General features: G+C 70.3%; 18 protein-coding genes. 6 read left to right on the top strand and 12 right to left on the bottom strand.

Annotation, left to right across the window (positions count from 1 at the left end; translation table 11 throughout):
* The first annotated feature begins 89 nt into the window (after positions 1-89).
* Entirely contained in the window at positions 90-1,352 is a 1,263-nt protein-coding gene (locus ABGB01_RS32720; protein WP_347777406.1) for an AI-2E family transporter, read from the top strand.
* 98 nt (positions 1,353-1,450) lie between these two features.
* Here ABGB01_RS32720 and ABGB01_RS32715 read toward each other — a convergent pair whose 3' ends face one another.
* The 5 genes from ABGB01_RS32715 to ABGB01_RS32695 form a co-directional block, all read right to left on the bottom strand.
* Positions 1,451-2,233 carry an alpha/beta fold hydrolase gene (locus ABGB01_RS32715; protein ID WP_347777405.1) on the bottom strand — a complete coding sequence of 261 codons (783 nt, stop codon included), beginning with the start codon at positions 2,231-2,233 and terminating at the stop codon, positions 1,451-1,453.
* Between the two features lie 182 nt (positions 2,234-2,415).
* The gene (locus ABGB01_RS32710) at positions 2,416-8,505 is read right to left on the bottom strand and encodes an RHS repeat-associated core domain-containing protein (RefSeq protein ID WP_347777403.1); all 6,090 of its coding nucleotides are present in this window, start codon (positions 8,503-8,505) and stop codon (positions 2,416-2,418) included.
* Positions 8,506-8,743: 238 nt separating this feature from the next.
* Positions 8,744-11,914: a LamG-like jellyroll fold domain-containing protein gene (locus tag ABGB01_RS32705; RefSeq protein ID WP_347777401.1), complete on the bottom strand. Its 3,171-nt coding sequence runs from the start codon at positions 11,912-11,914 to the stop codon at positions 8,744-8,746.
* 275 nt (positions 11,915-12,189) lie between these two features.
* Entirely contained in the window at positions 12,190-12,894 is a 705-nt protein-coding gene (locus ABGB01_RS32700; RefSeq protein WP_347777469.1) for an alpha/beta fold hydrolase, read from the bottom strand.
* Positions 12,895-12,905: 11 nt separating this feature from the next.
* Complete coding sequence (locus ABGB01_RS32695; protein WP_347777400.1) at positions 12,906-13,196, bottom strand: ATP/GTP-binding protein; 291 nt, start codon at positions 13,194-13,196, stop codon at positions 12,906-12,908.
* Positions 13,197-13,320: 124 nt separating this feature from the next.
* On the opposite strand from ABGB01_RS32695, the gene nucS reads away from it, so the two are divergent.
* The 3 genes from nucS to ABGB01_RS32680 all read left to right on the top strand — a co-directional run bounded on the left by nucS (position 13,321) and on the right by ABGB01_RS32680 (position 16,458).
* Positions 13,321-13,983 (top strand): endonuclease NucS, encoded by a 663-nt coding sequence (gene nucS, locus ABGB01_RS32690; protein WP_132595512.1) that lies wholly within the window; start codon positions 13,321-13,323, stop codon positions 13,981-13,983.
* A 309-nt stretch (positions 13,984-14,292) separates the two neighbouring features.
* Positions 14,293-15,765 carry an aldehyde dehydrogenase family protein gene (locus ABGB01_RS32685; RefSeq protein ID WP_347777398.1) on the top strand — a complete coding sequence of 491 codons (1,473 nt, stop codon included), beginning with the start codon at positions 14,293-14,295 and terminating at the stop codon, positions 15,763-15,765.
* Positions 15,766-15,909: 144 nt separating this feature from the next.
* Positions 15,910-16,458, top strand: a complete 549-nt coding sequence (locus ABGB01_RS32680; RefSeq protein ID WP_347777396.1) for a TetR/AcrR family transcriptional regulator — start codon at positions 15,910-15,912, stop codon at positions 16,456-16,458.
* A gap of 115 nt (positions 16,459-16,573) precedes the next feature.
* Here ABGB01_RS32680 and ABGB01_RS32675 read toward each other — a convergent pair whose 3' ends face one another.
* Both ABGB01_RS32675 and ABGB01_RS32670 read right to left on the bottom strand, forming a co-directional pair.
* Entirely contained in the window at positions 16,574-16,891 is a 318-nt protein-coding gene (locus tag ABGB01_RS32675; protein WP_347777394.1) for an STAS domain-containing protein, read from the bottom strand.
* Between the two features lie 78 nt (positions 16,892-16,969).
* Positions 16,970-18,121 (bottom strand): histidine kinase, encoded by a 1,152-nt coding sequence (locus ABGB01_RS32670; RefSeq protein WP_347777392.1) that lies wholly within the window; start codon positions 18,119-18,121, stop codon positions 16,970-16,972.
* Positions 18,122-18,294: 173 nt separating this feature from the next.
* Between ABGB01_RS32670 and ABGB01_RS32665 the strand changes: the two genes are divergently transcribed.
* On the top strand, positions 18,295-19,485 hold the full coding sequence (locus tag ABGB01_RS32665) for a transposase (protein ID WP_347777390.1): 1,191 nt from the start codon (positions 18,295-18,297) through the stop codon (positions 19,483-19,485).
* Between the two features lie 36 nt (positions 19,486-19,521).
* On the opposite strand, the gene ABGB01_RS32660 is transcribed toward ABGB01_RS32665, so the two are convergent.
* Both ABGB01_RS32660 and ABGB01_RS32655 read right to left on the bottom strand, forming a co-directional pair.
* Positions 19,522-20,631, bottom strand: a complete 1,110-nt coding sequence (locus ABGB01_RS32660) for an ABC transporter permease (RefSeq protein ID WP_347777388.1) — start codon at positions 20,629-20,631, stop codon at positions 19,522-19,524.
* Positions 20,628-21,524 carry an ATP-binding cassette domain-containing protein gene (locus ABGB01_RS32655; protein ID WP_347777386.1) on the bottom strand — a complete coding sequence of 299 codons (897 nt, stop codon included), beginning with the start codon at positions 21,522-21,524 and terminating at the stop codon, positions 20,628-20,630. The genes ABGB01_RS32660 and ABGB01_RS32655 overlap by 4 nt, the downstream gene beginning before the upstream one ends.
* A gap of 130 nt (positions 21,525-21,654) precedes the next feature.
* Between ABGB01_RS32655 and ABGB01_RS32650 the strand changes: the two genes are divergently transcribed.
* Positions 21,655-22,245, top strand: a complete 591-nt coding sequence (locus ABGB01_RS32650) for a cob(I)yrinic acid a,c-diamide adenosyltransferase (protein ID WP_347777384.1) — start codon at positions 21,655-21,657, stop codon at positions 22,243-22,245.
* Between the two features lie 100 nt (positions 22,246-22,345).
* Here the strand turns inward: ABGB01_RS32650 and ABGB01_RS32645 are convergent, their stop codons facing one another.
* The 3 genes from ABGB01_RS32645 to atpD form a co-directional block, all read right to left on the bottom strand.
* Complete coding sequence (locus ABGB01_RS32645) at positions 22,346-22,726, bottom strand: DUF2550 family protein (RefSeq protein WP_132331954.1); 381 nt, start codon at positions 22,724-22,726, stop codon at positions 22,346-22,348.
* A gap of 27 nt (positions 22,727-22,753) precedes the next feature.
* On the bottom strand, positions 22,754-23,155 hold the full coding sequence (locus ABGB01_RS32640) for a F0F1 ATP synthase subunit epsilon (protein ID WP_132331956.1): 402 nt from the start codon (positions 23,153-23,155) through the stop codon (positions 22,754-22,756).
* Between the two features lie 124 nt (positions 23,156-23,279).
* Entirely contained in the window at positions 23,280-24,728 is a 1,449-nt protein-coding gene (gene atpD, locus ABGB01_RS32635) for a F0F1 ATP synthase subunit beta (RefSeq protein WP_132509766.1), read from the bottom strand.
* Position 24,729: the final 1 nt, after the last annotated feature.

The following is a 24,729-nucleotide window of genomic DNA, read 5'->3' as shown; positions in this document are numbered from 1 at the left end:
GATCGTCGCTAGGCTCTCTCTTTGTTGCCGGGCCGACATGCCCCCGCGCGGGCCCGGCATGGCACGTCGACGACCCCCATGGAGTTCCCATGTCCACAGATGCCGAACCCGCCAAGGCGGAGCCCGCCGCCGGGCTCGTGGCCGCACCCGAGGAACGGCCTGGGGGCGGCAGGACCGTGGCCTCGACCGGAGAACAACGTGAGGGCGGCGGGCTCGAGGCTCCGGCAGGAGAAGAGCCTGAAAGCGGCGGGATCGAGGCCGCGACCGGGGAGCGGGCCGCGGGTGGGGGTGGCGAGGCGGGCGCCCAGCCGTACGGGCTGCCCGGCAAGCCGCTGGCCCGGGGGCCGTTCCTGTTCGGGCTGGTCGGCGGGCTGGGGGTGCTGACGGCGATCGCCATCGCCCAGATGGTCGTCAACTCGCTGAGCACGATCATTTTGGTCGTGGTGGCGATGTTCCTGGCCGTCGGGCTCAACCCGGCCGTGGAGGCCCTGCAGCGCTGGGGGCTGGCCAGGCGCGCGGCGATCTCGATCGTCTTCACCGGGGTGATCGTGGCGTTCGTGCTGTTCGGCCTGGCCGTGGTGCCGCCGGTGAGCAAGCAGCTGTCGGAGTTCATCGAGGCGGTGCCGGGCTACATCACGGAGTTGAGCAACCATCCGACGCTGCGCCAGATCGACGCCGACTATCAGGTCCTGCCGCAGCTGCGCACGTTCGTGACGAGCACGCTGGGGCCGTCGCTGGCCACCGGGATCATGGGTGCGGGCCTGGTGGTGCTGAACGGCGTGTTCACCACGGTGACGCTGCTGGTGCTCATGCTCTACTTCCTCGGATCGCTGCACACGATCAAGGACTACCTGCTCAAGCTGGTGCCCGCCTCGCGCAGGGAGCGCACGAGCGCGATCAGCGAGGAGATCCTCACCGGCATCGGCGGTTACGTGGCGGGCAACGTGCTGATCTCGGTCATCGCGGGCGTGGTGGCCTGGATCTTCCTGTCGATCGTGGACGTGCGCTACGCGCTCGCGCTCGCTCTGGTCGTGGCGTTGCTGGACCTGGTGCCGCTGGTGGGCGCCACGATCGGCGCGGTGTTCGTGAGCCTTGTCGCGCTGCTGCAGTCGCTGCCCGCGGGGATCGCCTGCGCGATCTTCTTCGTGCTCTACCAGCAGGTCGAGAACTACTTCATCTATCCCAAGGTGATGAAACGCTCGGTGGACGTGACGCCGGCCGTGACGGTGATCGCCGCGTTGTTCGGCGGCGCGCTGCTCGGCATCGTCGGCGCGCTGCTGGCCATCCCGGTCGCGGCGGCGATCTCGCTGATCATCCGTGAGGTCGTGCTGCCCCGCCAGGCCCGGGCCTGAGCCGGGCTCAGACCTCCAGGCAAACCCCCTTGAACGCGGCCTGAGCGGACCTCAGCCCCAGGCTCGGACCGCCCGGGAAGCCCCTTGAGCGCGGGGTCTCAGCGTGTCCCGCCGAGCTCTGACCTGAGGAACTCGGTCACCACGGCGTTGAACGCCTCAGGCTGCTCGACCGCGCTCAGGTGGCCGGCCTTCGGGATGACCTCCAGCCGCCCTTCGGGCACGGCGCGGACCATCTCCTCGGCGTCGGAGGGTGGTGACAGCTCGTCCTCCTCCCCCACCACGACGAGCAGCGGCACCTTCAGCGCCCGCAGCGTCTCGAACGAGCCCGCCCGCGCGGCCATCGCCCGCTGCGCCCAGGCGACGGCGCCCGGCGGAGCCGACTGCACCAGCCCTTTGACCCGCCCGAACACCATGGCCCGCCGCTCCTTCGTGGTCGGCCCGATGAGCGCCGGAAGCACCTCGCTGACCAGCACATCGCTGCCTTCCGACAGCACGGCCCTGGCGATGCGCTCCCTGTTGTCCTTGGCCGCGGGCGGGTCGTCGCCCGCCTTGGTGTCGGCCAGGATCACGCCGAGCACCCGGTCGGGATGCCGGCGGCAGAACGCCATGGTCACGTAGCCGCCCATGGACAACCCGCCGACCACCGCCCTGTCGATGCCCTCATCGTCGAGCAGCCTGGCGACGTCGTCGGCCATCAGGTCGAGTGACGGCTCGTCGTCGCCCAGCCGCGAACCGCCGAAGCCCCGCAGGTCAGGTGTGATGACCCGGCAGACTGTGGCCAGCCCTTCCCGCTGTGCCAGCCACATGGCCGACGACAGGGGGAACGCGTGGAGCAGCACAACCGGGATCCCCGTCCCGGCCGATCTCTTATAGAGCTGCACAGGCCCCACGGTAACCCGGTTCACGGCGACAATCACTCCATGTCCCGAACTCCTCCCCGGCCTGACCGGAGGCTCTCCCGTCGCGTCCGCGGTCAGGCCGCGCGCTGGGGTTGACCCGCAGCCCGGCCGAAGCGAGGGCCCGCCCCCCTGAGCAGGGGCGCGCCCTCGCACCGGACCAGCCGTCAGAAGCCGCCGAACATGATGTCCAGGGCGTCTCCCAGGCCGCCCTTGTCGATCCAGCGGGTGAACCGGCCGCCGGTCTCGGCGATGGTGCCGGCCCGCGTGCTCTCCGGCTCGATCTTCTCCGGCTTGAACAGCTGCTTCTCACCCTGGCCGCTGCCGCTGCCCCGGCCCAGGTTCGACGGCGGCCGGCCCTGGGGGTACATCCGGCCGTTGCCGTAGATGGTGTAGGACTGGGTCGGCTGCCTCGTGCCGTCGTTGCGCCAGATGTGGCTCGGCCGTGGCTGGGCCGGCTGCCGGTTCACCTTCGGCGGCGACTGCCGCTGCGTCGACCTGTGGCTGGTCGGCCGGCTCGCCGGGCGCGACCGCGCCCGCTGGATGCCGCGCGGCACCCTGCCGGCCCGCCGGTTGCGCGCCCTGGCCGCCGCCGCGGCGCGCCTCCTGGCCGCCGCCTCGCGAGCCTCCTTCCTCGCCTTCCTCCGTGCCGCAGCCGCGGCCCTGCGCCGCGCCGCCGCCTCCCGCGCCTTCCTGGCCTTGGCGGCCGCTCGTTTCCTGGCCGCCGCGAGCGCCCGCTTGCGGGCCGCGGCTGCCGCTCTCCTCCTGGCCGCCGCGGCGGCCTTCTTCCTGGCCAGCGCCGCGGCACGGCGCCGGGCCGCCGCGATCGCCGCGCGCCTGGCCGCGGCCCGCCTGGCAGCGGCCAGCGCCGCCCGCCTGGCGGCCGCCTGGGCGGCCCGCTTGGCCGCCCACCGGATCGCGATCCGGGCCGCGATGCCGGCCGCGAACCAGAACAGCTGGCCGTCGGGGTCGCTCATGGTGACGGGGCTGTTGTTGGCGTAGGCGTAGGCGTTGAGCTGCTGCGGGTCGAGATCGTCGATGACCGGGTCGACCGAGAGGAACCGGCCGTTGCGCGCGTCGTACTCGCGGGCTCCGAGGTGGATGAGCCCGGTCGTCGGATCCTTGGTGCCGCCGACGAAGGCGCGCTGGCCCGGCCACCATGGCGGTGGCGAGCCCCGGTCCTCGCCGAACGGCGTCTGCCTGCGGATCGCCAGCTCACCGTTGCCGGCGTTCACGGCCGCCTGCGCGGTGCCCTGATGGTCGTTGGCCAGGAAGTAGACCTGGTCGTCCGGCGTGCGCACCGCGATGGGCTGGTCGTTGACGGTGTAGTAGCGGGTCTGCTCGACGGCGTCCTTGGCGAAGTCGAAGCGCAGCTCCATGTCGTCGACGTAGAGCGTGGCGTCGGCCGGCGTCCTGCGGATCAGCCGCTCGCCGTCCGCGTCGTAGACGAACGACGTCGTCTTGCCGGCCTCCGTCACCGACTCCAGGTTGCCCTCGGCGTCCCAGACGAGGGTCTGGTCGGAGGCGCCGACCTTGCGCCTGGTGGTGTTGCCGGTCGCGTCGTACTCGAAGAGGTCCGATCCGGCGCTCAGCAGCGCGTGCGGCCGCTGCTCGCCCGGCTTCGGGTAGGTGGAGGTGCGCACGGTCTCGGGCGCGCCGCCCCAGGCGTGCTTGGTCTCCTTGACGCGGTTGCCCGTGACGTCGTAGGCGTAGCTGACCGCGTACGGGGCCGCGCCGCCGATCGTGCCGGACTGCGGGGAGCCGGAGGCGCAGTCGTCGGTGGCCGTCCACGCCGACGTCATGCGGCGCAGGTGGTCGTAGGTGAAGCACTGCGTGTCCTGGCCGCCCGCCCGCTCGGCGATCTTGGTGATGTTGCCGACGGCGTCGTAGGAGTAGTGCAGGTCGAGATCGGTGTCGGCGGCGCCCTCCCGGTCCAGCCGCATGCTCGTCAGCCTGCGGGTGGACTCGTCGTGGGTGTAGGTGAGCCAGGTCTTCTTGCTTCCCGAGCCCAGCTCGTACTGCAGGGTCTCGCCCAGCTTGGAGTAGCGGGTCGTGTTCACGTACGTCGACAGGCCGGCGAGCCTGACCGGCTGGCCGAGCTCGTCGTAGCTGTAGACGACCGACTCCTCCGCCAGGCCGCCGGCGGCCGGGAAGCTGATCGACTGCACCTGGTCGTCGAGCGTGTAGCGGGTGTTGAGCACGTACGCGCCGGCCAGCTTGCCCTCGCGCTCGGGGATGGTGACCGTCTGGCGCAGCGTGCGATAGTCGGTGTCGATGGCGTTGATCTCCGCCTTGTACGCCTGCCCGCCCGCGTAGCGGATGGTGGCGTTCATGTGCCCCTTGGCCAGGCCGTCGTACTTCCACTCGGCCAGCAGCGGGCCGCTCGCCGAGCCGTCGCGCAGCTCCTTCTTGCGGCCCAGCTCGTCGTAGACGTACCAGAGCGTCCTGCCGCGGGCGTCGGTGGTGCTGACGACCTCGTCGGCGTCGTTGTACGTCATCGTGGTGACGCCCTTGTCGGGGTCCTCGGACTTGATCTCCCGTCCGCGCATGTCGTAGTGGTGGCGCCACACGTTGCCCGCCGGGTCGGTCACCGTGGCCAGCCGGCCCGCGTGGTCGTAGGTGTACTTCGTGGACTCGTAATCGCCCGTCGGGGTCGCGCCCTTGTACTGGCGCAGCTCGATCAGGCGGTCCTCGGCGTCGCCGATGCGGGTGGTCGCCGTGCCGCCCGGCGGCGGCGTCACGTGGATCCTGTCGCCCTCCTGCTCGGCGCTCACCCGGTACTTCTCCACGCCCTTCGCCTTCATCACCTGGGCGGTCACGTCGCCCGAGCCGTCGAAGGACGACACGATCTGCGTCGGCACGTCGGCGTCCGCCACCGCCAGCAGCTCGGTGGAGGGCGTCCCGGTGGCGAAGTAGCCGGTGTTCGACTTGTACTGCTCGCCGAGCGAGTTGTGGAAGGTGTCGGTGATCGTGCGCCCCTCACGCAGCGCGGGGTCGTCCGTCTGGTCGTCGCGGGGCGCGGGCTCCTGCGTCTGGCGCTCGCGCAGCAGGCCGTCGTACAGCTCGTGGCTGGTGGTGTAGCCGCCGTCGGCGCGCAGCGTCTTCGTGGTGACGACGCTGGGGCCGTCGGCGCGCATCAGGTACGCGTACTCCGTGCTGGGCGACTGCCCGGCCGCCTTGCTGCGGTCGGGCTGCCAGACCTTGGTCAGGCGGCCGAGCGCGTCGTGCTCCATGTCGACGCGGCGGTTGTTGGCGTCGATCTCGGCGACGGGCTCGCCCCACGCCGGTTCGAGGAGGGTGCGCTCGACGTGGCCGAGCTGGTTGGTCTGCCTGACCTCGGTCGCGGGGGCGCCCGCGGCCGGGACGTAGGTGGTGACGGATCGGGTGCCGGCCGCGTCGGTCTCGCTGGTCTCGCGGCCGTAGGCGTCGTAGGTGTGGACGCGGTCGGTGATCGTCGCGCCGTCCCCGGACACGAGCTGCTGGACCTGGGTCACGTCGCCCTTGCTCGGGGCCTGGCCGAAGTCCTTGCCGTCGTACTGCACCCGCTCGTCGGAGATCACCTCTCCGGCGGAGAGCGTGGACACGGCGGTGTCGCAGCTCGCCGCGACCTTCTGGATCCTGCTGGTGTAGTCGAGCATCCAGGCCGTGTCGTTGCGGGCGTAGGTGTAGCGGGTGCACTGGTCGTCGTCCGCGGCGGCCAGGTCGCCCTTCTCCTCCACCTGCGTGAGCAGGCCCTTGGCGTCGTACGTGCGCTCCTCGCCGGTCCGCCGCCACTTGCCGCCGCCCAGGGCGGTGCGGGTGACCATGGACTCCGGCTCGACCACGTACGCGGCCTTGGTGACGCCGTCGTGCGTGGACTCCGCGGTCTTGAGCGACCACGGCTTCTCGACGGTCGAGGTCACGATGGGCCCGCCGTCGCCGTCGTACAGGATCTCCTCCCGCTCGAACCCGGCCAGCTGGTCGAGGTCGTCGAGCTTGACGCCCTCGGTGTCCTCGACCTGCGCGCTGCGCTTGGAGCCGTCGGACTGCCGGTCACCGTGCAGCCCGCGGAAGTAGCGGAACTCCGTGAGCGTGCGCTCGGTGTCCTGGCCGTCGCCCTGGCGGACGCGCACCCGGCCGAACCCCCGGTAGTCCGCCCACGTGCGGTGCTCGGGCTTGACGAGGATGTTGTCGGCGTAGCGCCATCCGGCGCCGCCGAGATACTCGTAGTCGGTGACCACGCTCGGCGAGCCCGCGACACGGTCCACCTCGACCGTCTGCGTCACCACGTACTTGTGGAACCAGTCGGTGATCTGGGCCTCATCCGGCGGTGCCCAGCGCTGCGGGTAGCAGCGTTTGTCGTTCTTGTCGGCGGCGGGCAGCGCGCCGGGCTCGCACTCGGCGGCCGAGTAGTGGACGCGCAGCTCGCCGCCGGACTCGTTGTTCACGGCCTGCACACGCCACTTGACCAGCGGGGCGCGGCCCTCGTCCGCGTCGACCCGGTTGGGCAGCTGAACGCCGGTGAACGTGGTCTTGGGCAGCGTGATCGTGCCGCCCACGTGGCCGGTCTGCTGGATCGAGGCCAGCCACAACGACGGGCTCATGCCGTCGCCGGTGGCGGGGAACTGGTGGTCCAGCGCCCATGAGTCCACCGCCGCGTACTGTCCTCCGCCGTTGAGGATCTGCGTGGTGACCTTGGCCAGCCGCTTGCGGCTGAAGAACGTCGGCGCCAGGCGGTCGGTGCACTTCTGCCCCGAGTCGCAGATCTGGTCGAACGGCACGTCCGGCCAGTGCTTGGCGGTGTCCTTCTTGAGCTGGTCGGGGGCGCAGGTGACCGTGCCGCTGGGCAGGCAGCGCTCGGCCACGTCGAAGACCACGCGGGCGGCGGGCGCCTTGGTGAACAGCTCCCCCTTCAGGTAGCCGTAGTCGATGCGGGTCAGGTAGGCGCCGCGCACGTACTGGGTGCCCTGTTCGGGCTTCATGTTGCGGCCGTAGTAGTTGCTCTCCTGGGCGTACCAGTAGGTGGTGGCGTTGCCGTGGGGGTCCACCGCCGAGTCCAGGTTCCACCGGTACGCCTGCCGGCACCAGGCGTTGGCCGGGGTGCTGGAGTAGCAGGGCTCGCCCTTGTTGTTGCCGAACACCGGCACCGTCTGCACCGACTTCGTCTCCGGCTTGCCGGATGCCCAGCCGGGCAGGCGGTTCAGCCCGAAGGTGTACTGCGTGCCGTCGGCGGTGGTGACGCGCCAGTACTCGCCGTCGTTGTCGCCGTTGGTCGCGCCCGTGAGCTGCTCGATCCTGGTGCCGTCGTCGCGCTTGGGCCGCCACTGCTTCGTCGTGGCGTCCTTGACCAGCTCCATGGAGGAGTTGCCGAGCGACAGGGTGGCGTTGTCCTGGTCCCAGCACAGGTCGCCGGTCTTCTTGCCGTCGACCATGCACGACTTGAAACGGCGCTCGACGTAGCCGGCGGGGTTCAGCTCGAAGCCCTCACCGGCCCAGGACGGCTGGTTGTTGGTGGAGGCGGTGCGGCCGTCCACGCTCTGGGAGGAGTAGACGAGCGACACGTCCGGCTCCTCGCCGCCCAGCGCCGGAGGCGTGCGCAGCTCGTACGTCCAGCTGAAGTCGCCCGACTGGGTGCCGACGCTCCAGTCGGCGGAGGGGGCCAGGCCGGTGGCGGAGTGGTCGCCTGACTGGCCCGACGCGGCGGCGGTCACGGCGTACAGGCCGGTCGTCGCCACCTCGGCGGTCAGCGTGCCCGCTTCGGTGTCGTTCACGCTCTTGACAGGCTGCGGCTGGGCGCAGCCGGTGGCCTTGGCGTCGAGGGCGCACTCCTCCAGTTCGACGACCCGGAGCCGGGCGCCGTAGTCGCCGCCGTACGCGTGGCGGAAGCCGGAGTAGTCGATCTCCAGGCTGGTCCTGGCCTCGGCTGCCTTCGCCGTGGCCCCTCCGCCGGGGGAGACGCGCAGTGCGAGGCCCAGCCTGCCGGTGGCCTCGGGGCCGAGGATCTCGACCTTCACCGGGGCCGCCGCGGTCACACCCTTCCGCGCGGCCAGCCGTACCGGGAATCCGGCCGCCTGGGTCTTCGCGCCGGCGCCTCCGAGCTCGGCCGTCTGCGGCTTGGGCCAGGTGACGCCCGGTGGCGCCTGCCACGCCTGCTTCTTCACCGGGTCGGCCATCGGCGGGACCACCGGGACCTTCTCGCCCTTGACCGGTGTCTCCTTCTGCACGGACGGGGCCTGGCGGGGCGCGGCGTGGGCGGGCATGGCGTACGCCATGGGCATGACTAGGACGATCGAGAGGACTGTGGCCAGCCGGCGTGGCCAGCGGGGCTCCGGCTTGGGCTCGATGAGCCTGTTCCATGAGGGGTCTGCGATGTCTGGGTCGCCCGGTTCCCGGGGTTGCTGAAAACGATTCCAGCGGGATTCGGGCAGGTCTAACTCGCTCTGTGGGTCCATGGATCTCTCCCAGTGAGGTGCTGCTAGGGGGAATTACTGGGTTAGTCGGGACTTACTGCGACACTTATTGGGCGGCCAGTTGGGCGATCTGCTCGGCGTTGAGCACACCGTCGTACGTGCGGACGTCGTCGAGGGCACCCGGCCAGTAGCCGGTGAGGACGCCCGCGGTCCTGGTCCGGCCCAGGTGCAACGGGCCGGTGGCGTTCCAGGCGCTGATGTGGTCGGTCACGGTGGTCGTGGACAGGCGGCCGTTGACGTAGATGCGCAGCTCTCCGGCCAGGGCGTCGTACACGCCGGCCACGTGCGTCCACTCCAGGGGGATGGGAACGGCGTCGGACCGGGTGCTGACGAGGGCGGCGTCGTCGGTGTCGGCGGCGGCCATGCCCAGGGCCCACCGCCCCTGGTCGAAGCCGAGCTGGAAACCGGCGGCGCGGCTGCCGGTCTGGGCCACGGCCGCGGTGGCGCGGGTGGGAAGGTAGTCGAGCTGGGTCCAGGCGGCGACGGTGAAACCCGTCCTGGTGTTGACGGCGGGCGCGCTCGTCTGGGCGTGCCCGTCGACGCCGTCCAGCGCGAGCGCGCCGTCCAGCCACCCGCCCGTCCACGAGGCGGCTCCGGACAACGACGCGGCGGTCGCGCGGCCCGAGGAATCGGCAGCCGACGAGCCGGACTCCTCGTCCAGCCTCCAGTGGCCGACCAGCGTGGCAGCGCTGTTGACCAGATCGGCGACCTCGTCGGCGAACATGGCGCGGGCGTACACCCGCACCTCGTCGACGTCCCCTTGCCAGTGGTCCGAAGCCGCCCCGCCGACCCTTCCGCGGCCGATCGTCAGGGGGCCTGTGGCGTTCCATGGTGGTGAGACGGCGACCGTGGACTCCAGCCGGCCGTTCACGTAGAGCGCGATCTGGCCGGCCGCCGAGTCGTAGACGCCGGTCAGGTGGGTCCATTCGCCGAGCCGGGGCGCGGCCTGCGACAGGGCCCGGGCCACCGGCGCGCCGTCCGCGTCCGCGCCCGGCAGGCTCAGCGCCCAGCGGTCGTCGGCCTTGGCGTACTGCAGCGCGAACGCGCCCGTCCTGCCGCCCTCCTGGGTGACGGCCGTCGCGGAGGCGGCCGTGCTGGTCAGGCGGGCCCAGGCGCTGACGGTGAAGTTGCGGCTGGTGTCGACGACAGGGCCGGACGTCTGGGCGTACGCGCCGGCCAGGCCCAGCGCGGACCCGGTCCTGCCGGCCGTCCAGGTGGCCCCGTGCAGCGCCGCCGGGTGGGCGCCGGTGGCGTCGGCGGCCACGGTCCCCTGGCCTTCGTCCATCGTCCAGTGCCCGCTCGGCGGCTTGCCGGTGTTGACGTTGAAGACGTAGGTGCGGATCGGGCCGAGGTGGCCGGCGCGGTCCCTGCTGCGCACCGCCAGCACGTTGGGGCCGCTGTGGCGCGGGGTGAGCACGATCGAGGCCGTGCCGTCCGCGGCGGGCACGGACTCCGCCTTGGGCGTCGTGTCGAGGCCCCAGAGGTAGGCGGCGACGTCAGGGACGCCGTTCGGGGCGAACGCGAACGTGCCGGGCAGGCCGACGCCGTCGCTCCAGCCGTTCTCCGTGTAGTCGGGCGAGGAGACCTGCGGTTCCCTGCCGGGGGCCGTCGCGTCCACCGTGGCCTCGCACCACGGGCTCCACGCGCCGGTGGCCGTGCCGTCCTCGGCGCGCACCCGCCAGCGGATCATCGCGCCGTCGGCGAACAGGCTGTTCGGGATGGTCGCGGAGAACGCGCCGCCCGACGAACCCAGCGGGGTGACGTACTCGCCCGACTTGACCCCGCCGGCGTCGTACCACTCGAACCGGCCCCTGACCGAGTTGTCGGCGTCCGTCAGCTTGGCCCACAACTTGGGTGTGTCGGTGCCGATGACCGGCCTGCCGTCGCCGGAGACGCAGGCGCCGCCCGGGTCCGACCACAGGTCCGCGGCCACGGGGGCGCCGGGCACCGAGTTGTACTCGATGACCAGGCTCGGGTTGTTCCTGAACTTCTTCCAGGCGTACTGGTCGGTCTCGCTGGTCGCGCGCAGGCCGATGGTGACGTTGGGCCACTGCTTGGCGGCGGCGTTGACCACCTGCGGGGTGACGTCGAACTCGACCCCGCCGGGCAGGCAGCTCGGTCCCCAGCCCTTGGCGACGTTCTTCGTGTCCAGCTTGGTGACCCATGCGGGCTGCTTGTTCCAGGTGGTGCTCTTGCTGATGGTGTTGGTCGCCCAGGCCTCCACCTTGCGGGCGCTGCACGAGTACGACCACGTCTCGTACGTGCGCAGCGTGGCCTTGACGATCTGCTTGCCGTGGATGGCCGAGCCGGTGTTCATCTGGAAGAACGAGCGGTTCTTCTGCGAGTTGACGTGGCCCACCCTGGCGACGTCGCTGGAGTTGAGGTAGTTCGAGTTGGGCCAGTTGCTCCAGACGGCCGTCCAGGCGTTGCGGGCGGCGGAGAAGTACGGGTCGAGGTAGACGGGGAAGCGGGTCCCCGGGTCCGTCAGCATCTTCCTGTCGGGCCTGAGCCGCAGCCGGCCGTCCGCCAGCCGCACGCCCATCGTGGTCTCCCTGGCCTCCGGCGAGCGGCCCTCCTTGAGCGCCTGCGGGCTCGTCATGCCCTCGGAGTCCCACATCTTGGGGGTGGGCGCGACGAAGATCGTGCCGTCGTTGTCGTCGACGGCCTCAAGGTTGCCCGCGTTGTCCGCCTTCACCGACAGGCCAGAGACGGAGAGCGGGAACGCCAGCTCGGTCAGCCCGGCCGCGGCGGCCCGCGACTTGACCACCAGGAGGTGCGAGAAGCCGTCCACGTCCGCGGTGACCTGGAGGTCCACGCCCGGCATGACCTCGGGGTAGGTGGCGGTGTCGCCCTTCAGCACCGGCCTGGGCAGGGTGCCCGTCCACCCCAGCCGCATCGACTTGCCCCCGCGCGACATGGCGGCCAGCGGGCCGCTGCCGCCGCCGGAGAACGTCAGGCCGACCGCCGTGGCGACCGGCTCGACCGCGCCGTCGGGGCGCAGGCGGAGCGTGGTGTCGACGGGGACCCAGCGGTCCCCCTTGCGCACGCGTACGGGCCGCACGTGCATCTCCATGGTGAGCCTGCCGTCGGGCTGGGCGAACACCTGGCGGGTCTCGCTGCGCATCGACTCGACCTCGACCGGCCTGCCCGCGCGCCTGGCCATCGCCAGCGCGGCCCCTTCGGTCTCCGCCGGGACGTGCGCCGGCGGCCCGGCCACCCGCTGTGATCGTTCCTGTGCGGACACCGACTGCGGAACCACTAAGATCGTCGCCGATAACGCCGCCGCAGCCACTCCACGCATCACCCGCATACGTTCCTCGCCCACGCTGAGCAGGGGTTACGCGCGGGGCCCAAGCACCCGGCGTCTCCACGATCTTCGGTTGACGATCGGATTTTCACCCCGGTTGATTCACTTGGTCCAGAGTTCTGCTCATTCTGCTCAAAAAAATCTTCAGTGATCTTGGGCACATGGAACTATCCGCCAAGGCGGTCTCAGACCTCCGTCGGGAGAGGCCAGGCCCCCGGATTCACCCGCTTGACGATCTCGTCCAGCGCGACGCGCACGTACGGCTCCCCCACCCACAGGTGCTTGGCGCCGTCGACCCCGACGACCTCGGCCTGCGGCACCCGGGCGAACCGCTCGCGGGCCTCCTCGGGCCGCAGATAGTCGTCGAACTCGGGCACCAGTGCGACCAGCGGCCGCCCGAACCGCGCCCAGGCGTCCAGGTCGTCGTCCGTGGCCCGGTGGAGCGGGGGCGAGAGCAGGATCGCGCCCTCCACGAGCGGATCGTGCGCCCATTTCAGCGTCAGCTCGGTGCCGAACGACCAGCCGACCACCCACACGTGCGGCAGATCGTGGAACTCGGCGTATTCGAGGGCCGCGGCCACGTCGAACCGCTCACCCTGACCGCCGTCGAACGTGCCCTCCGAGGTGCCGCGCTCCGACGACGTGCCACGCGTGTTGAAGCGCAGCACGGCCAGGTCGGCGAGGGCGGGCAGGCGGTTGGCGGCCTTCTTGTAGACGTGGCTGTCCATGAAACCGCCGTGGGTGGGCAGCGGGTGCAGCGTGACCAGCGTGGCCACAGGAGGCCGGTCTAAGGGCAGGGCCAGCTCGCCGACCAGGGTCAGGCCGTCGCCGGTGTGCAACTCGATCGGCTCTCGCCGGGCGGGCAGCACCGTGGCCGCGCGAATCTCCACCATGGGTCCTCTCAGTAACGGCTGCGGCCTGGGCCGCGGTCGAGTCTCTTACGCCAGCAGGCCTGATGCCAGTGGCGGCGCTCCTCGTCGCCCCCCGGCCAGGCGGGCCAGGCCACGATGTGCGGCAGCCCGACGCGGATCTCCTGGTCGCAGCCCGGGCACCGGTAGTTCTTCGTGGACGACGAGCCGGTCAGCACGCGTACTTTCCACGAGCCGTCAGGCCACTCCTCCACCTTGTCCAGGCCGGTCGGGAAGCCGAAAGGGCGGGAGGACTCCCTGCGGCGGGCGCGACGCGGGCTCATCGGCTCCGGAGACCCATCACACCCACATCCGCCATCCGCGCCGTGCCCGTCTGCCTGGCCCGGCCGCTCCCACCCGTTCGAACGCCATGCGGCCAGTTTTCCAGAGCCGCTAAGGTGGGGCGTCATGCGGTTGGTCATCGCGCGGTGCAGCGTGGATTATGTCGGACGGCTCACGGCGCACCTGCCGATGGCGCCGAGACTTGTGCTGATCAAAGCGGACGGCAGCGTGAGCATTCACGCCGACGACCGCGCGTTCAAGCCGCTCAACTGGATGAACCCGCCGTGCAAGCTCAAAGAGGACGGCGAGACCTGGACGGTCACGCACGGCAAGACCGGCGAGAAGCTCGTCCTCACCATGGCGGAGATCCTCCACGACTCCAGCCACGAGCTGGGCGTCGACCCCGGGCTGATCAAGGACGGCGTGGAAGCCCACCTGCAGGAGCTGCTCGCCGAGCACATCACCACGCTGGGCGACGGCTATTCGCTGATCCGGCGCGAATACATGACGGCGATCGGCCCCGTCGACATCCTGTGCCGCGACGGGCACGGAGCGACGGTGGCCGTCGAGATCAAGCGCCGGGGCGAGATCGACGGCGTCGAGCAGCTCACCCGCTACCTCGAGCTGCTCAACCGCGACCCGCTGCTGTCGCCCGTGCGCGGTGTCTTCGCCGCCCAGGAGATCAAACCCCAGGCCCGCGTCCTCGCCTCCGACCGCGGCATCGCCTGCGTCACCCTCGACTACGACGCCCTCCGCGGCATCCAGCCAGAGAATCCCACTCTTTTTTGATCTTTACGGCTCCGCCGCGGCCGGCCACCCGCCGTCGCCGGTCGGCCGCCCTCCAGGAAACGCCCGCTGACCCGGCTCTCTTCTAGATCCTTTACGGCTCCGCGAAGGCCAGCCACCCGCCACACTCCGGCTGACGGCCCTCCAGGGGAACGGCATCTGACCCTTCAGTGGTGGCCCGCCGCTACGGCGCGCCCTGTAGGCCCTGTAAGTAGCGAAATGTCGGCCCTCGCCGGGTCTCCTTCCCTTCAGGAGCTTTCCGGCGTGGGTGGGGCTGTGGTAAGCGGAGGGTGGGCGGTTTATGGTGACGCCATGGCGACGCTGACGTTCGACTCACTCAACCCGGCGACCGGCGAGATCGTCGGCAGTCACCCCAACCAGGCCCCCGAGGCCGTGCACCAGGCGGTGGGGCGGGCGGAGGAGGCCGCACGGTGGTGGGCCGCGATCGGGGCGGCCGAGCGGAGGCGGCGGCTGCTCGACTACAAGGCGGTCGTCACCCGGGAGCTCAGGGCCCTCGCCAAGCTGGTCCATCAGGAGACCGGCAAACCGGTCGGCGACGCCACGCTGGAGCTCGTCCTCGCCATCACGCACCTCGACTGGGCCGCCCGCAACGCGGCGAAGGTGCTGGGCCGCCGCCGGGTCGCCACCGGCATGATCGGCCTCAATTTGACCGCCACCCTCGAATACCTGCCGCTGGGCGTGGTCGGCGTGATCGGCCCGTGGAACTACCCGGTCTTCACCCCGATGGGCTCCATCGCCTACGCGCTCGCCGCCGGCAACGCGGTCGTGTTCAAGCCGAGCGAGCTCACTCCCGGCATCGGCGTGCGACTGGCGGAGCTGTTCGAGGAGTCCGTCCCGGAGCACCCGGTGTTGCAGACCGTGACAGGGCTGGGCGAGACGGGGGCGGCGCTGGCCGCGGACCCGAGGATGAAGAAGGTGGCGTTCACCGGCTCGACCGCCACGGCGAAGCGCGTCATGGCGGCCTGCGCCGAGAACCTCACGCCGATCGTGGCCGAGTGCGGCGGCAAGGACGCGTTCATCGTGGACGCCGACGCCGACCTGCGGGCGGCGGCGGACGCCTGCCTGTGGGGCGCGATGTCCAACGCGGGCCAGACGTGCGTGGGCGTCGAACGTGTGTACGTCGTCGACGCCGTCTATGACGGCTTCATGCGCGAGTTGTCCGAGCGGGTGGCCGGGGTGCGGGCCGGCGAGCACTACGGCCCGATCACGATGCCCGGTCAGGTGGACATCATCAAGCGGCACATCGACGACGCCGCCAAGGCGGGCCGCGTGGTGGCCGGCGGCGCCGGCTCGGTGCGGGCGCCGTACGTCGATCCGGTGATCGTGGAGGACGTGCCGGAGGACTCCCCCGCGGTGCGGGAGGAGACGTTCGGGCCGACCATCACCGTGCGGCGCACCCGTGACGCGCACGAGGCGCTGGAGCTGGCCAACGCCTCGGCCTACGGGCTGGGCGGCACGGTGTTCTCCAGGAACGCGCGGCGGGCGACGGACCTGGCCAGGAGGATGCGCACGGGGATGACCGCCATCAACTCGGTGATCTCGTTCGCCGGGGTTCCGGCGCTGCCGTTCGGCGGGATGGGTGATTCGGGGTTCGGCCGGATCCACGGAGCCGACGGCCTGCGCGAGTTCGCCAGGCCCAAGGCGATCTCCCGGCAGCGCTTCGCGATGCCCGGGATGAACCTGACGTCGTTCTCCCGTGGGCCCGCGGATCTTGAGCGGCTGATCAGGCTTGTCACGTTCTTGCACGGGCGACGTAAGAGATAATCGCCGCACTCTTTCCCAAATCCGATCATCCGTCCATAATTGTGTGCTCTGGGGGCCACGATCATGTTGGACGGGTGGAATGTGAACCGGTCTTACCGGGGAATGTCGGCTGAGCAAAGGCTGGCGGACAGACGAGAGCGGCTGATGACGGCCGCGTACACGCTATACGCGAAACCGGGTTTCGCGGCGACGACCATCGAAAGGTTGTGCTCGGAGGCGAGGATCTCCAACCGGGCCTTCTACGAATGTTTCGGCGGCCGCGAAGAGCTCCTTCAGGCGTTGCACGAACGCTGCGTGGAGGAAACTCTGGCCATCGTGGCCAAGGCGTTACAGGAAGCGCCCGACACGCTGGCGGGCCGGGTCGAGGCGGGGATCCGCGCGTATGTCGAGTTCGCCACGGCCGACTGGCGCCGGGCCCGCATCATGCACGTCGAGGTGCGCAGATCAGGGGATGTGCTGGCCATGTCGCGCCAGCGCGCGACCGAGTCGTTCGCCGGGCTCGTGGAGGAGGCGTCCGCCGATTTCCCGCAGGCCGCCCCGTCCAATCGGCGCCTGGTGGCGCTGGGTGTCATTGGCGCGCTCCAAGAGTTGCTCATCGAATGGCTGCTCTCCGAGGAGCAACCGGAGATCGACGAACTCGTCGCCGTCGCCGTGCACATCTTCTACCGCAGCCTCGGCTCCGGCTCCGCATAACCATCTCTTTTGCACGAGGATTCAGAGCGGAATCACGGACAGCCGTAATCTGCTTTTTGTCTATGCCAAGAAAGAGCGGGCGACGGCTGATCGTCGCCCGCTCCGATATGTCACCTCAGGCCACCGCGGCGGCGGGAACCTCCACGTGCAGCACCCGATTCAGCCGGGTCACCGCGAGTATCCGCATGATCCGCGGGGGCACCCCCCGAAGAACGAGGCGACGTTGCACGCTCAACGCGCGCCGATGCGCTCCCACGAGCACCCCGAGACCAGTCGCGTCGATCATCTCCAGCTTGGTGAGATCGAGGATCAGATCGCCTTCGCCGGTGTCGAGAGCTTTGTGCAGGCGCTCGCGCACCCCGGCCGACGTTCCGGCGTCAAGCCGGACCCCTATCCGCACCACCTGGGCTCTCGGATTCCCCCGGACGCGCATGTCACCTCCTCAGTCACGCCTACGGGCAGGTCACCGCCATCGCGAACCGCGCCGGGTGAAACTCCCCGCAAACCTCTCCTACCCACGTATCGGAAGTGACACGACTGCGTTCAGCACGAACTCGCCATCACCTGCCGGCCGGGCGCTCACCTCCCCGCCCGCGGCGGCCAACCGCTCCCTCAGGCCCGCCAATCCGCTCCCCAGGTCCTCGCTCTGGTGCTCGACCGCCCCGTCGTTGCGCACCTCCAGCTCCGCCTCCTCATCGGTGAAGCGGATCGTGATGCGGCAGAATGTCGCGGCGCTGTGCTTGAGCACGTTGGTCACCGCCTCGCGGACCGCGTAGGCGAACACCGGCGCCACCCCGTCCGGCAGCTCGCGGTAGGGCACGCGCGTCTCGCAGCGGACCCCCGCCGCTTCGAGTACGCCTTCAACGCTATTCAGCTCGGCGGCCAAGTCAAGCTCGCGGTAGCCGCGCACCGCCTGGCGCAGCTCCTTGAGCGCCTTCCTGGTCAGCGTGTTGACCTCCGCCATCTCGGCCTTCGCCGCGCCGGTGTCCTTGTCCGAGAGCCGTACGGCCAGCTCGGTCTTGACCGCGATGGCGGACAGCTGGTGCCCCACGACGTCGTGCAGGTCCCTGGAGAAGCGCAGGCGCTCCTCGACCACAGCCAGCCGCGTGTGCGCTTCGCGGCCCTCGTGGGCCTCCACGGCCAGCCTCCAGATCAGGAGCCAGACCCGGCCGGACGGCGGCAGGACGACGCACCAGAGACCGTAGAGCAGGGCGTAATAGAAGAATTCCCGATCGGTGGGCACGTCGAGGGCCATGGCGCCCGGCGCCAGCCCCAGCGTGACGCCGGCCGCCCAGGTCCCGAACATCTGCAGGACGAGCGTGCGGATGGAGACGCCGAGCATGGCGATGCCCAGCCAGGCCACGAGGACGAAGCCCCATCCGGCCGGGTCCGCCCCGCCCGCGCCCGCCGCGACCAACGCGAGAACCGCCGCCACCACCACCTGCCTGGTGGGGTAGCGGCGGTCCAGGATCGCGTCGGCCATGCGCGGGTAGAGCCAGGTGAGCCCGCCGGCGGCGATCAGCGCCGGAACGGCCCGCCACCACGAGAACGTACCCTCCACGTGCGCGTCCACGGACGAGACGACGATGAGGAGCCACATCGTCAGCAGGCCCGAGGTGATCATCGCCCAGGTGAGGCGCCGCGCCCGCCTGATCGGATCCATCAGATCCTTCCGAGGGGACCGTCGCCTTGAGGCGACGGGTGAATCGGGAGCGGGAGGGCCGCCAAGGCCCGAGCGTGCCCTGACCTGTCAGGTCTGCGCATCACGGATGTCCTTCCCGGTTTTGTCGGCGGCAGCCGATATCGTGATGGTGTCATTACCGAGCGTGATGGGGGATGGGTGTGCGCAGGTCGTTCAGATTCCTGCTGCGCCCCACCGCCCGGCAGGCGGCGGTGCTCGCGGCGTGCCTGGAAGACCACCGCACGCTGTACAACGCCGCCCTGGAGCACCGCCGTACCGCCTACGCCAGGGCGGGCGTGAGCGTCCGGTACGGCGAGCAGTCGGCCGAGCTGAAACACATCCGCGCCGACGACCCGGAAGGGCAGGGGCGCTGGTCGTTCTCCTCCCAGCAGGCCACCCTGCGACGGCTCGACAAGGCGTTTCGCGCGTTCTTCAAGCGGGTCCGCGAGGGACGCACCCCGGGCTTCCCCCGTTTCAAAGGGCGCGGCCGATTTGACACGGTCGAGTGGCCCAAGGACGGCGACGGCTGCCGGTGGGACTCCCAGCCCGAGCACCCGACCGCCACCTACGTGCGGCTCCAGGGCATCGGGCACGTCCGCGTCCACCAGCACCGGCCCGTGCGCGGCCAGGTGAAAACGATCAGCGTCAAGCGCGAGGGCTCCCGCTGGTTCGTGGTGCTGTCGTGCGACGACGTGCCCGCCGAACCGCTGCCTGCCACCGGCGTGGCGACCGGGATCGACATGGGCGTGGCCTCGCTGGTCACCACCTCCGACGGTGGCCGGGTGGCCAACCCCCGCCACCTGGCCGCCACCGCCGGCCGTCTGGCGGACGCCCATCGAGACCTCGCCCGCAAGAAACGGGGCTCCAAACGGCAGCGCATGGCGGTGGCCCGCGTGGCCGCGCTGCATGCCAAGGTGCGCAGGCAACGTCTGGACGGCGCGCACAAGGCCGCGCTCGCTCTGGTCCGCACCTATGACGTGATCGTGCACGAGGACCTGCGGATCGCGAACATGACCCGCTCGGCGTCCGGGACGATCGAAGCTCCCGGCCGTAACGTCGCCGCCAAGTCCGGCCTCAACCGGAGCATTCTGGACGCGGGCTGGGGGGTGTTCCTGACGATCCTGTCGTACAAGGCTGAAAGCGCCGGTCGCAAGCTGATCGCGGTGAACCCCGCCGGCACCTCCCGCACCTGTGCCCGCTGCGGGCACTGCGCGAAGGACAACCGCGTCACCCAAGCCGACTTCACCTGTACGGCATGCGGACATACCGCGCACGCCGACGTCAACGCGGCGATCAACATCCTCAGGGCAGGGCTTGCCCTTCGCCAGGCTGCGCAAGCGGCTTAGCGAGAAGCCACTCCCTTCAGGGAGCGGAGGAGTCACCTACTTCGTGCGCAGCACGTCGCCGAGTTTGAGCCGGGCACCAGTCCGCAGCACCGCGCGCTCGTAGATCTTGGCCCCGAAGGCCAGCACCGCGAGCACGGCCAGGACCATCGCCGCCATGGACGCGCCCACCTGCCACAGCGGCACCTCGGTCGCCGCCATCCGCACCGGCATGACCATGGACGAGAACGGCGGGATGTACGACACGACCGTGGCCAGCATGCCCGTCGCGTCATTGGTGGCGTAGAAGGCGACGAAGTACGTGATCATGATGAGCATGGTCAGCGGCGTCATCACCGAGCCCACCTCCTCCTGCCGCGAGACCAGCGACCCGAAGGCCGCCGCCAGCGCCGCGAAGAAGGCGTAGCCGAGCACGAACCACACCAGCACCGCAGCCACCAGTCCAGGGATGCCGGGCGGGAAGTCGGTGGCGATGCCCGAGGCCATCGCCGAACCGAGCCCGACGACCAGGATGGTGACCAGGTTGATCAGGCCGAGCGCACCCAGCCCCACGATCTTGCCGCCGAGCAGTTGCCACGGCCGCACGGTGGAGAGCAGGATTTCCACGATCCTGCTGCCCTTCTCCTCCACCACGCCCATGGCCACCATCATGACCTGGCCCATGATGAGCATGAAAAGCACGAGGACGAGCACCACGGCGATGCCGGCGCGCGCGGACTCGTACCGCGTGTCGGCACCCACGGACTGCATCTGCAGCGGCGGGATGGACACGCCCGCGGCGCCGAGCTTGACCTCGCGGTTCACGCTCTGCAGCAGCACGCCGAGCTCATCGTCGATCTTCCCGTCCGTCAGCACCTTGGAGCCGTTGACGAGCACCGCGTCCACGTCACCGTCGAGCAGCGCCTGCGACGCCGCGCCCTCGTCGGGGTACGCCCGCCACTCGAACGTCGTGTCGGGCGCGGCGGCCTGCAGCGGGAGCTGCTGGGAGTTGACGGTGCCCAGTGTGTAGGAGTCGTCACCGCCCAGCACCTTGGGAGCGAACGAGACCGCCGCCACCAGCACCGCCGTGATGAGCAGGCCGATGACGAACCCCTTCGTCCGCACCTGCGTCGTGATCTCCCTGCGGGCGACCAGCATCAGTCCGTTCACGCCACGGCCTCCTTGAAGATCTCGGTGAGGCTCGGCTGCTCGGCCCCGAAGTGTTCGACCCGCCCCGCCTTCACGGCGCGACGCAGGATCTCCTGGTCGTCGCCGCCGGAGGTGCGCAGGGTGTGCCGGTCGCCATCGACGGTGACCGTGCCCGGCAGGCCGTCCGCCCAGCCAGGCGCGGGGTTCCTGACGACCACGCGCAGCTCGTTCCGCTCGGCCGCCCGCAGGTCGGCCACCGTGCCCGCGGCGACCATGCGCCCGGCCGAGACGATACCCACGGAGTCGCACAGCCGCTCCACCAGCTCCAGCTGGTGGCTGGAGAAGATCACCGGCACGCCTCCCCTGCACCGCTCCTGCAGCACCGTGGCCAGCGCGTCGACCGCGATCGGGTCGAGCCCGGAGAACGGCTCGTCCAGGATGAGCAGCTCGGGGTCGTGCACCAGGGCCACGGCGAGCTGCACCCGCTGCTGGTTGCCCAATGAGAGGGCCTGCACCGCGTCGTTCCTGCGCTCGGTCAGCCCGAGCTGCTCCAGCAGGTCGTCAGTGGCCTTCGTGGCGACCGTCGCGCTCATCCCGTGCAGGCGGCCGAAGTATTCGATCTGCTCGGCGACCCGCATCTTCTGGTACAGACCGCGCTCCTCCGGCATGTAGCCGAAACGCCGCCGGTCATCGGGACCGAGCGGTGTGCCGCGCAGGGTCACCGAGCCGGAGTCCGCCTGGAGCACGCCCATCACGATGCGCATCGTCGTGGTCTTGCCCGCGCCGTTCGCGCCGACGAACCCGAACATCTCGCCCGGCCGTACGGTGAAGCTGATCCCATCCAAGGCGATCTTGGTCGCTGGGGAGCCGGCGCCGCCCGCGAAACGCTTGCGCAGCTCGTTGATCTCGAGCATCAGGTCATCTCCTTCATCATGGGTCAATCATGGCTTTCACCCGTTTCATCGAGCCAGTCGCCGAAATCACAGGCGCGATATGGACTTCGCGTCCCATCCCGATGACATTTGTCACGAGTACGCTGGGGCCATGACGCGCGCCGACAAGGACAAGCCGGTCGTCCTCTCCCGCATCTACACCCGCACGGGAGACGACGGCACCACCACGCTGAGCGACATGAGCCCCGCCCCGAAGACCGACCTGCGGCTCGCGGCCTACGCCGACGTGGAAGAGGCCAACGCCCACCTGGGGGTCGCGCTCTCGCACGGCACCCTGACCGCCGACCTGGTGGAGGTGCTCGTACGCGTCCAGAACGAGCTCTTCGACCTGGGGGCCGACCTGGCCACGCCGGTCGTGGCGAACCCCGACTTCCCGCCGCTGCGGGTGGAGCAGTCGTACATCGACTGGCTGGAGACGCAGTGCGACCGCTTCAACGCCGGGCTCAAGCCGCTGCGCAGCTTCATCCTGCCCGGCGGCGATCCCGCCACGGCGGCGCTGCACGTCGCCAGGGTCACGGTGCGCAGAGCCGAGCGTACGGCCTGGGCCGCGCTCCAGGCGCACGACGACATGAACGTGCTGACGGCGAAATACCTCAACCGGCTGTCCGACCTGCTATTCATCGCCTGCCGGATCGCGCACGCGGGCAACGAGATCCTCTGGAAGCCCGGCGGCACCCGCTGAAAGCGACCGTCAGCCCCGAGTCCTGGGGGCGCTGAATCCCCGAGTCGCCGCGGCCCTGAGGTCCTGCGGCGTTGAGCCCTTGGGCGCTGGGGCGCCAGGGTCAGGCGACGTCGAGGTAGGCGCTCGGCGGCGCCGACTCCAGCCAGGCGAGGAAGCCCGTCAGCGCGTCGGCGCTCATCGCGATGGACACGCCGCGCGTGCTCCCGCTGAGATCCACCGCGAACATCCCGCCCTCGATCTCGCGGCGGGGAGAAACGACGAGGCCGCGCCTCGCGATAGCGTGGCGCGGCCTCAGTCGGACACCCAGAAGCGGGATCCAGTGGAGCTCCCCGTCGGCGTAGCGGGCTACGCCGCTCTGCCAGGCCCGCTCCCCCACCCGCAGACGACAGGGTACGCTGCCGCGCGAGCGGGTCAGCGTGACCCAGCGCAGGACCACGAGGGCGGCGAACAGCACCAGGACCACCACAACCGTCGCCATCATGCCGCCCCCCGCGCCCCGTTGTGAATATTAAACCTCTTCGCCCGCCGCGCGGAGCCGAGCCCTGGCGCGCTTGGCCTCGATCGCCGCGTCGGCGTCTTCCTGGTTGGCCTCGATCGAGGCCTGGGCCCGATCGAGAGCGTCACGGGCCGCCGCGACGTCGACCTCGGAACCGAGCTCGGCCACCTCGGCGAGCACGGACACCTCGTCGTCGGCCACGGAGATGAAGCCTCCGTGCACGGCCGCCGCGAGATCGCCCTCGCCCTCCCGCTTGATGCGCAGCACGCCGCCCTCGACGAGGACGCCGAGCACAGGTGCGTGTTGCGGCATAATACCGATCTCGCCGTCCACGGTCTTGGCAATCACCATGTCGGCCTCGCCCGACCAGATCTCACGCTCGGGTGAGACAACCCCTACGCGTAGCTTCGCCACTTGTGTAGGTTCCTTTCCGATCAGGTGGTGGCACGGCGGGCGGCCGTACCACCACCGTAGGTCCGGGCTCGCAGAACTCGCCCTCTAGGTAGGTCCGGGCTCGAAGCCCTTCGACTGGGGCGATTTAGCGGCGCTCGAGTTCCTTGGCCTTGGCCACGGCCTGCTCGATGCCACCGACCATGAAGAACGCCTGCTCGGGAAGGTGGTCGTACTCGCCCGCGCACAGGCCCTTGAAGGAGGCGATGGTCTCGTCCAGCGGGACGGTCTCGCCCGGCTGGCCGGTGAACGCCTCGGCGGCGTACATCGGGTGCGACAGGAACCGCTCGATGCGGCGGGCCCGCTGCACGGTGACCTTGTCCTCCTCGGACAGCTCGTCGATACCGAGGATCGCGATGATGTCCTGGAGCTCGCGGTACTTCTGCAGGATCCGCTTGGTCTCCTGGGCGACCCGGTAGTGCTCCTCGCCCAGGATCTGCGGGTCGAGGATCCGGGAGGAGGAGTCGAGCGGGTCCACCGCGGGGTAGATGCCCTTCTCCGAGATCGGCCGGGAGAGCACGGTCTGCGCGTCGAGGTGCGCGAACGCGTTGTGCGGGGCCGGGTCGGTGATGTCGTCGGCGGGCACGTAGATCGCCTGCATCGAGGTGATCGAGTGACCGCGCGTCGAGGTGATGCGCTCCTGGAGCACACCCATCTCGTCGGCCAGCGTGGGCTGGTAACCCACGGCGGACGGCATACGGCCGAGCAGGGTCGAGACCTCCGAACCGGCCTGCGTGAAGCGGAAGATGTTGTCGATGAAGAGCAACACGTCCTGCTTCTGCACGTCGCGGAAGTATTCGGCCATGGTCAGCGCCGACAGCGCCACGCGCAGACGGGTGCCCGGCGGCTCGTCCATCTGGCCGAAGACGAGCGCGGTGTCCTTGAGGACGTCCGCCTCCTCCATCTCCAGCCAGAGGTCGTTACCCTCACGGGTGCGCTCGCCGACACCGGCGAAGCACGAGGTGCCGCCGAAGTTACGGGCGACGCGGCGGATCATCTCCTGGATGAGCACCGTCTTGCCCACGCCGGCGCCGCCGAACAGGCCGATCTTCCCGCCCTGCACGTAGGGGGTGAGCAGGTCGATGACCTTGATGCCGGTGACGAGCAGTTCGGTGCGGGACTCGAGCTGGTCGAACGCCGGGGAGGGACGGTGGATGCCCCACCGCTCCTCGACCTTGAGCGACGCGGTGGGCACGTCGAGCGTCTCGCCCAGCGCGTTCCACACGTGACCCTTGACGACGTCGCCGACCGGCACCGAGATCGGGCCGCCGGTGTCCTGCACCGCCTGGCCGCGGACCATGCCGTCGGTGGGCTGCATGGAGATGGCGCGCACGAGGTTGTCGCCCAGGTGCTGGGCGACCTCGAGGGTCAGGGTCCTGGTCTCGCCGCCGAGGGTCACCTCGACCTTGAGCGCGTTGTAGATCTCGGGCATCGCGTCGACGGGGAACTCCACGTCGACGACCGCGCCGGTGACACGTGCCACGCGGCCTGTGCCGGCCGCCGCGGCTTCCACAGTTTCAACAGCCTCTGCAGTCATT

This window comes from Nonomuraea sp. B5E05, from assembly GCF_039880665.1.
GTDB lineage: Bacteria > Actinomycetota > Actinomycetes > Streptosporangiales > Streptosporangiaceae > Nonomuraea.
The sequence above is the reverse complement of the archived record's forward strand: the minus strand, read 5'-3'. Positions and strand labels throughout refer to the sequence as shown.

Excerpts from the sequence above, each read along its gene's own strand:
- ABGB01_RS32720 (WP_347777406.1), top strand. The coding sequence starts at position 90 with ATGTCCACAGATGCCGAACCCGCCAAGGCGGAGCCCGCCGCCGGGCTC.
- ABGB01_RS32710 (WP_347777403.1), bottom strand. The coding sequence starts at position 8,505 with ATGCCCATGGCGTACGCCATGCCCGCCCACGCCGCGCCCCGCCAGGCC.
- ABGB01_RS32695 (WP_347777400.1), bottom strand. The coding sequence starts at position 13,196 with ATGAGCCCGCGTCGCGCCCGCCGCAGGGAGTCCTCCCGCCCTTTCGGC.
- nucS (WP_132595512.1), top strand. The coding sequence starts at position 13,321 with ATGCGGTTGGTCATCGCGCGGTGCAGCGTGGATTATGTCGGACGGCTC.
- ABGB01_RS32685 (WP_347777398.1), top strand. The coding sequence starts at position 14,293 with ATGGCGACGCTGACGTTCGACTCACTCAACCCGGCGACCGGCGAGATC.
- ABGB01_RS32680 (WP_347777396.1), top strand. The coding sequence starts at position 15,910 with ATGACGGCCGCGTACACGCTATACGCGAAACCGGGTTTCGCGGCGACG.
- ABGB01_RS32675 (WP_347777394.1), bottom strand. The coding sequence starts at position 16,891 with ATGCGCGTCCGGGGGAATCCGAGAGCCCAGGTGGTGCGGATAGGGGTC.
- ABGB01_RS32670 (WP_347777392.1), bottom strand. The coding sequence starts at position 18,121 with ATGGATCCGATCAGGCGGGCGCGGCGCCTCACCTGGGCGATGATCACC.
- ABGB01_RS32665 (WP_347777390.1), top strand. The coding sequence starts at position 18,295 with ATGGGTGTGCGCAGGTCGTTCAGATTCCTGCTGCGCCCCACCGCCCGG.
- ABGB01_RS32655 (WP_347777386.1), bottom strand. The coding sequence starts at position 21,524 with ATGCTCGAGATCAACGAGCTGCGCAAGCGTTTCGCGGGCGGCGCCGGC.
- ABGB01_RS32650 (WP_347777384.1), top strand. The coding sequence starts at position 21,655 with ATGACGCGCGCCGACAAGGACAAGCCGGTCGTCCTCTCCCGCATCTAC.
- ABGB01_RS32645 (WP_132331954.1), bottom strand. The coding sequence starts at position 22,726 with ATGATGGCGACGGTTGTGGTGGTCCTGGTGCTGTTCGCCGCCCTCGTG.
- atpD (WP_132509766.1), bottom strand. The coding sequence starts at position 24,728 with ATGACTGCAGAGGCTGTTGAAACTGTGGAAGCCGCGGCGGCCGGCACA.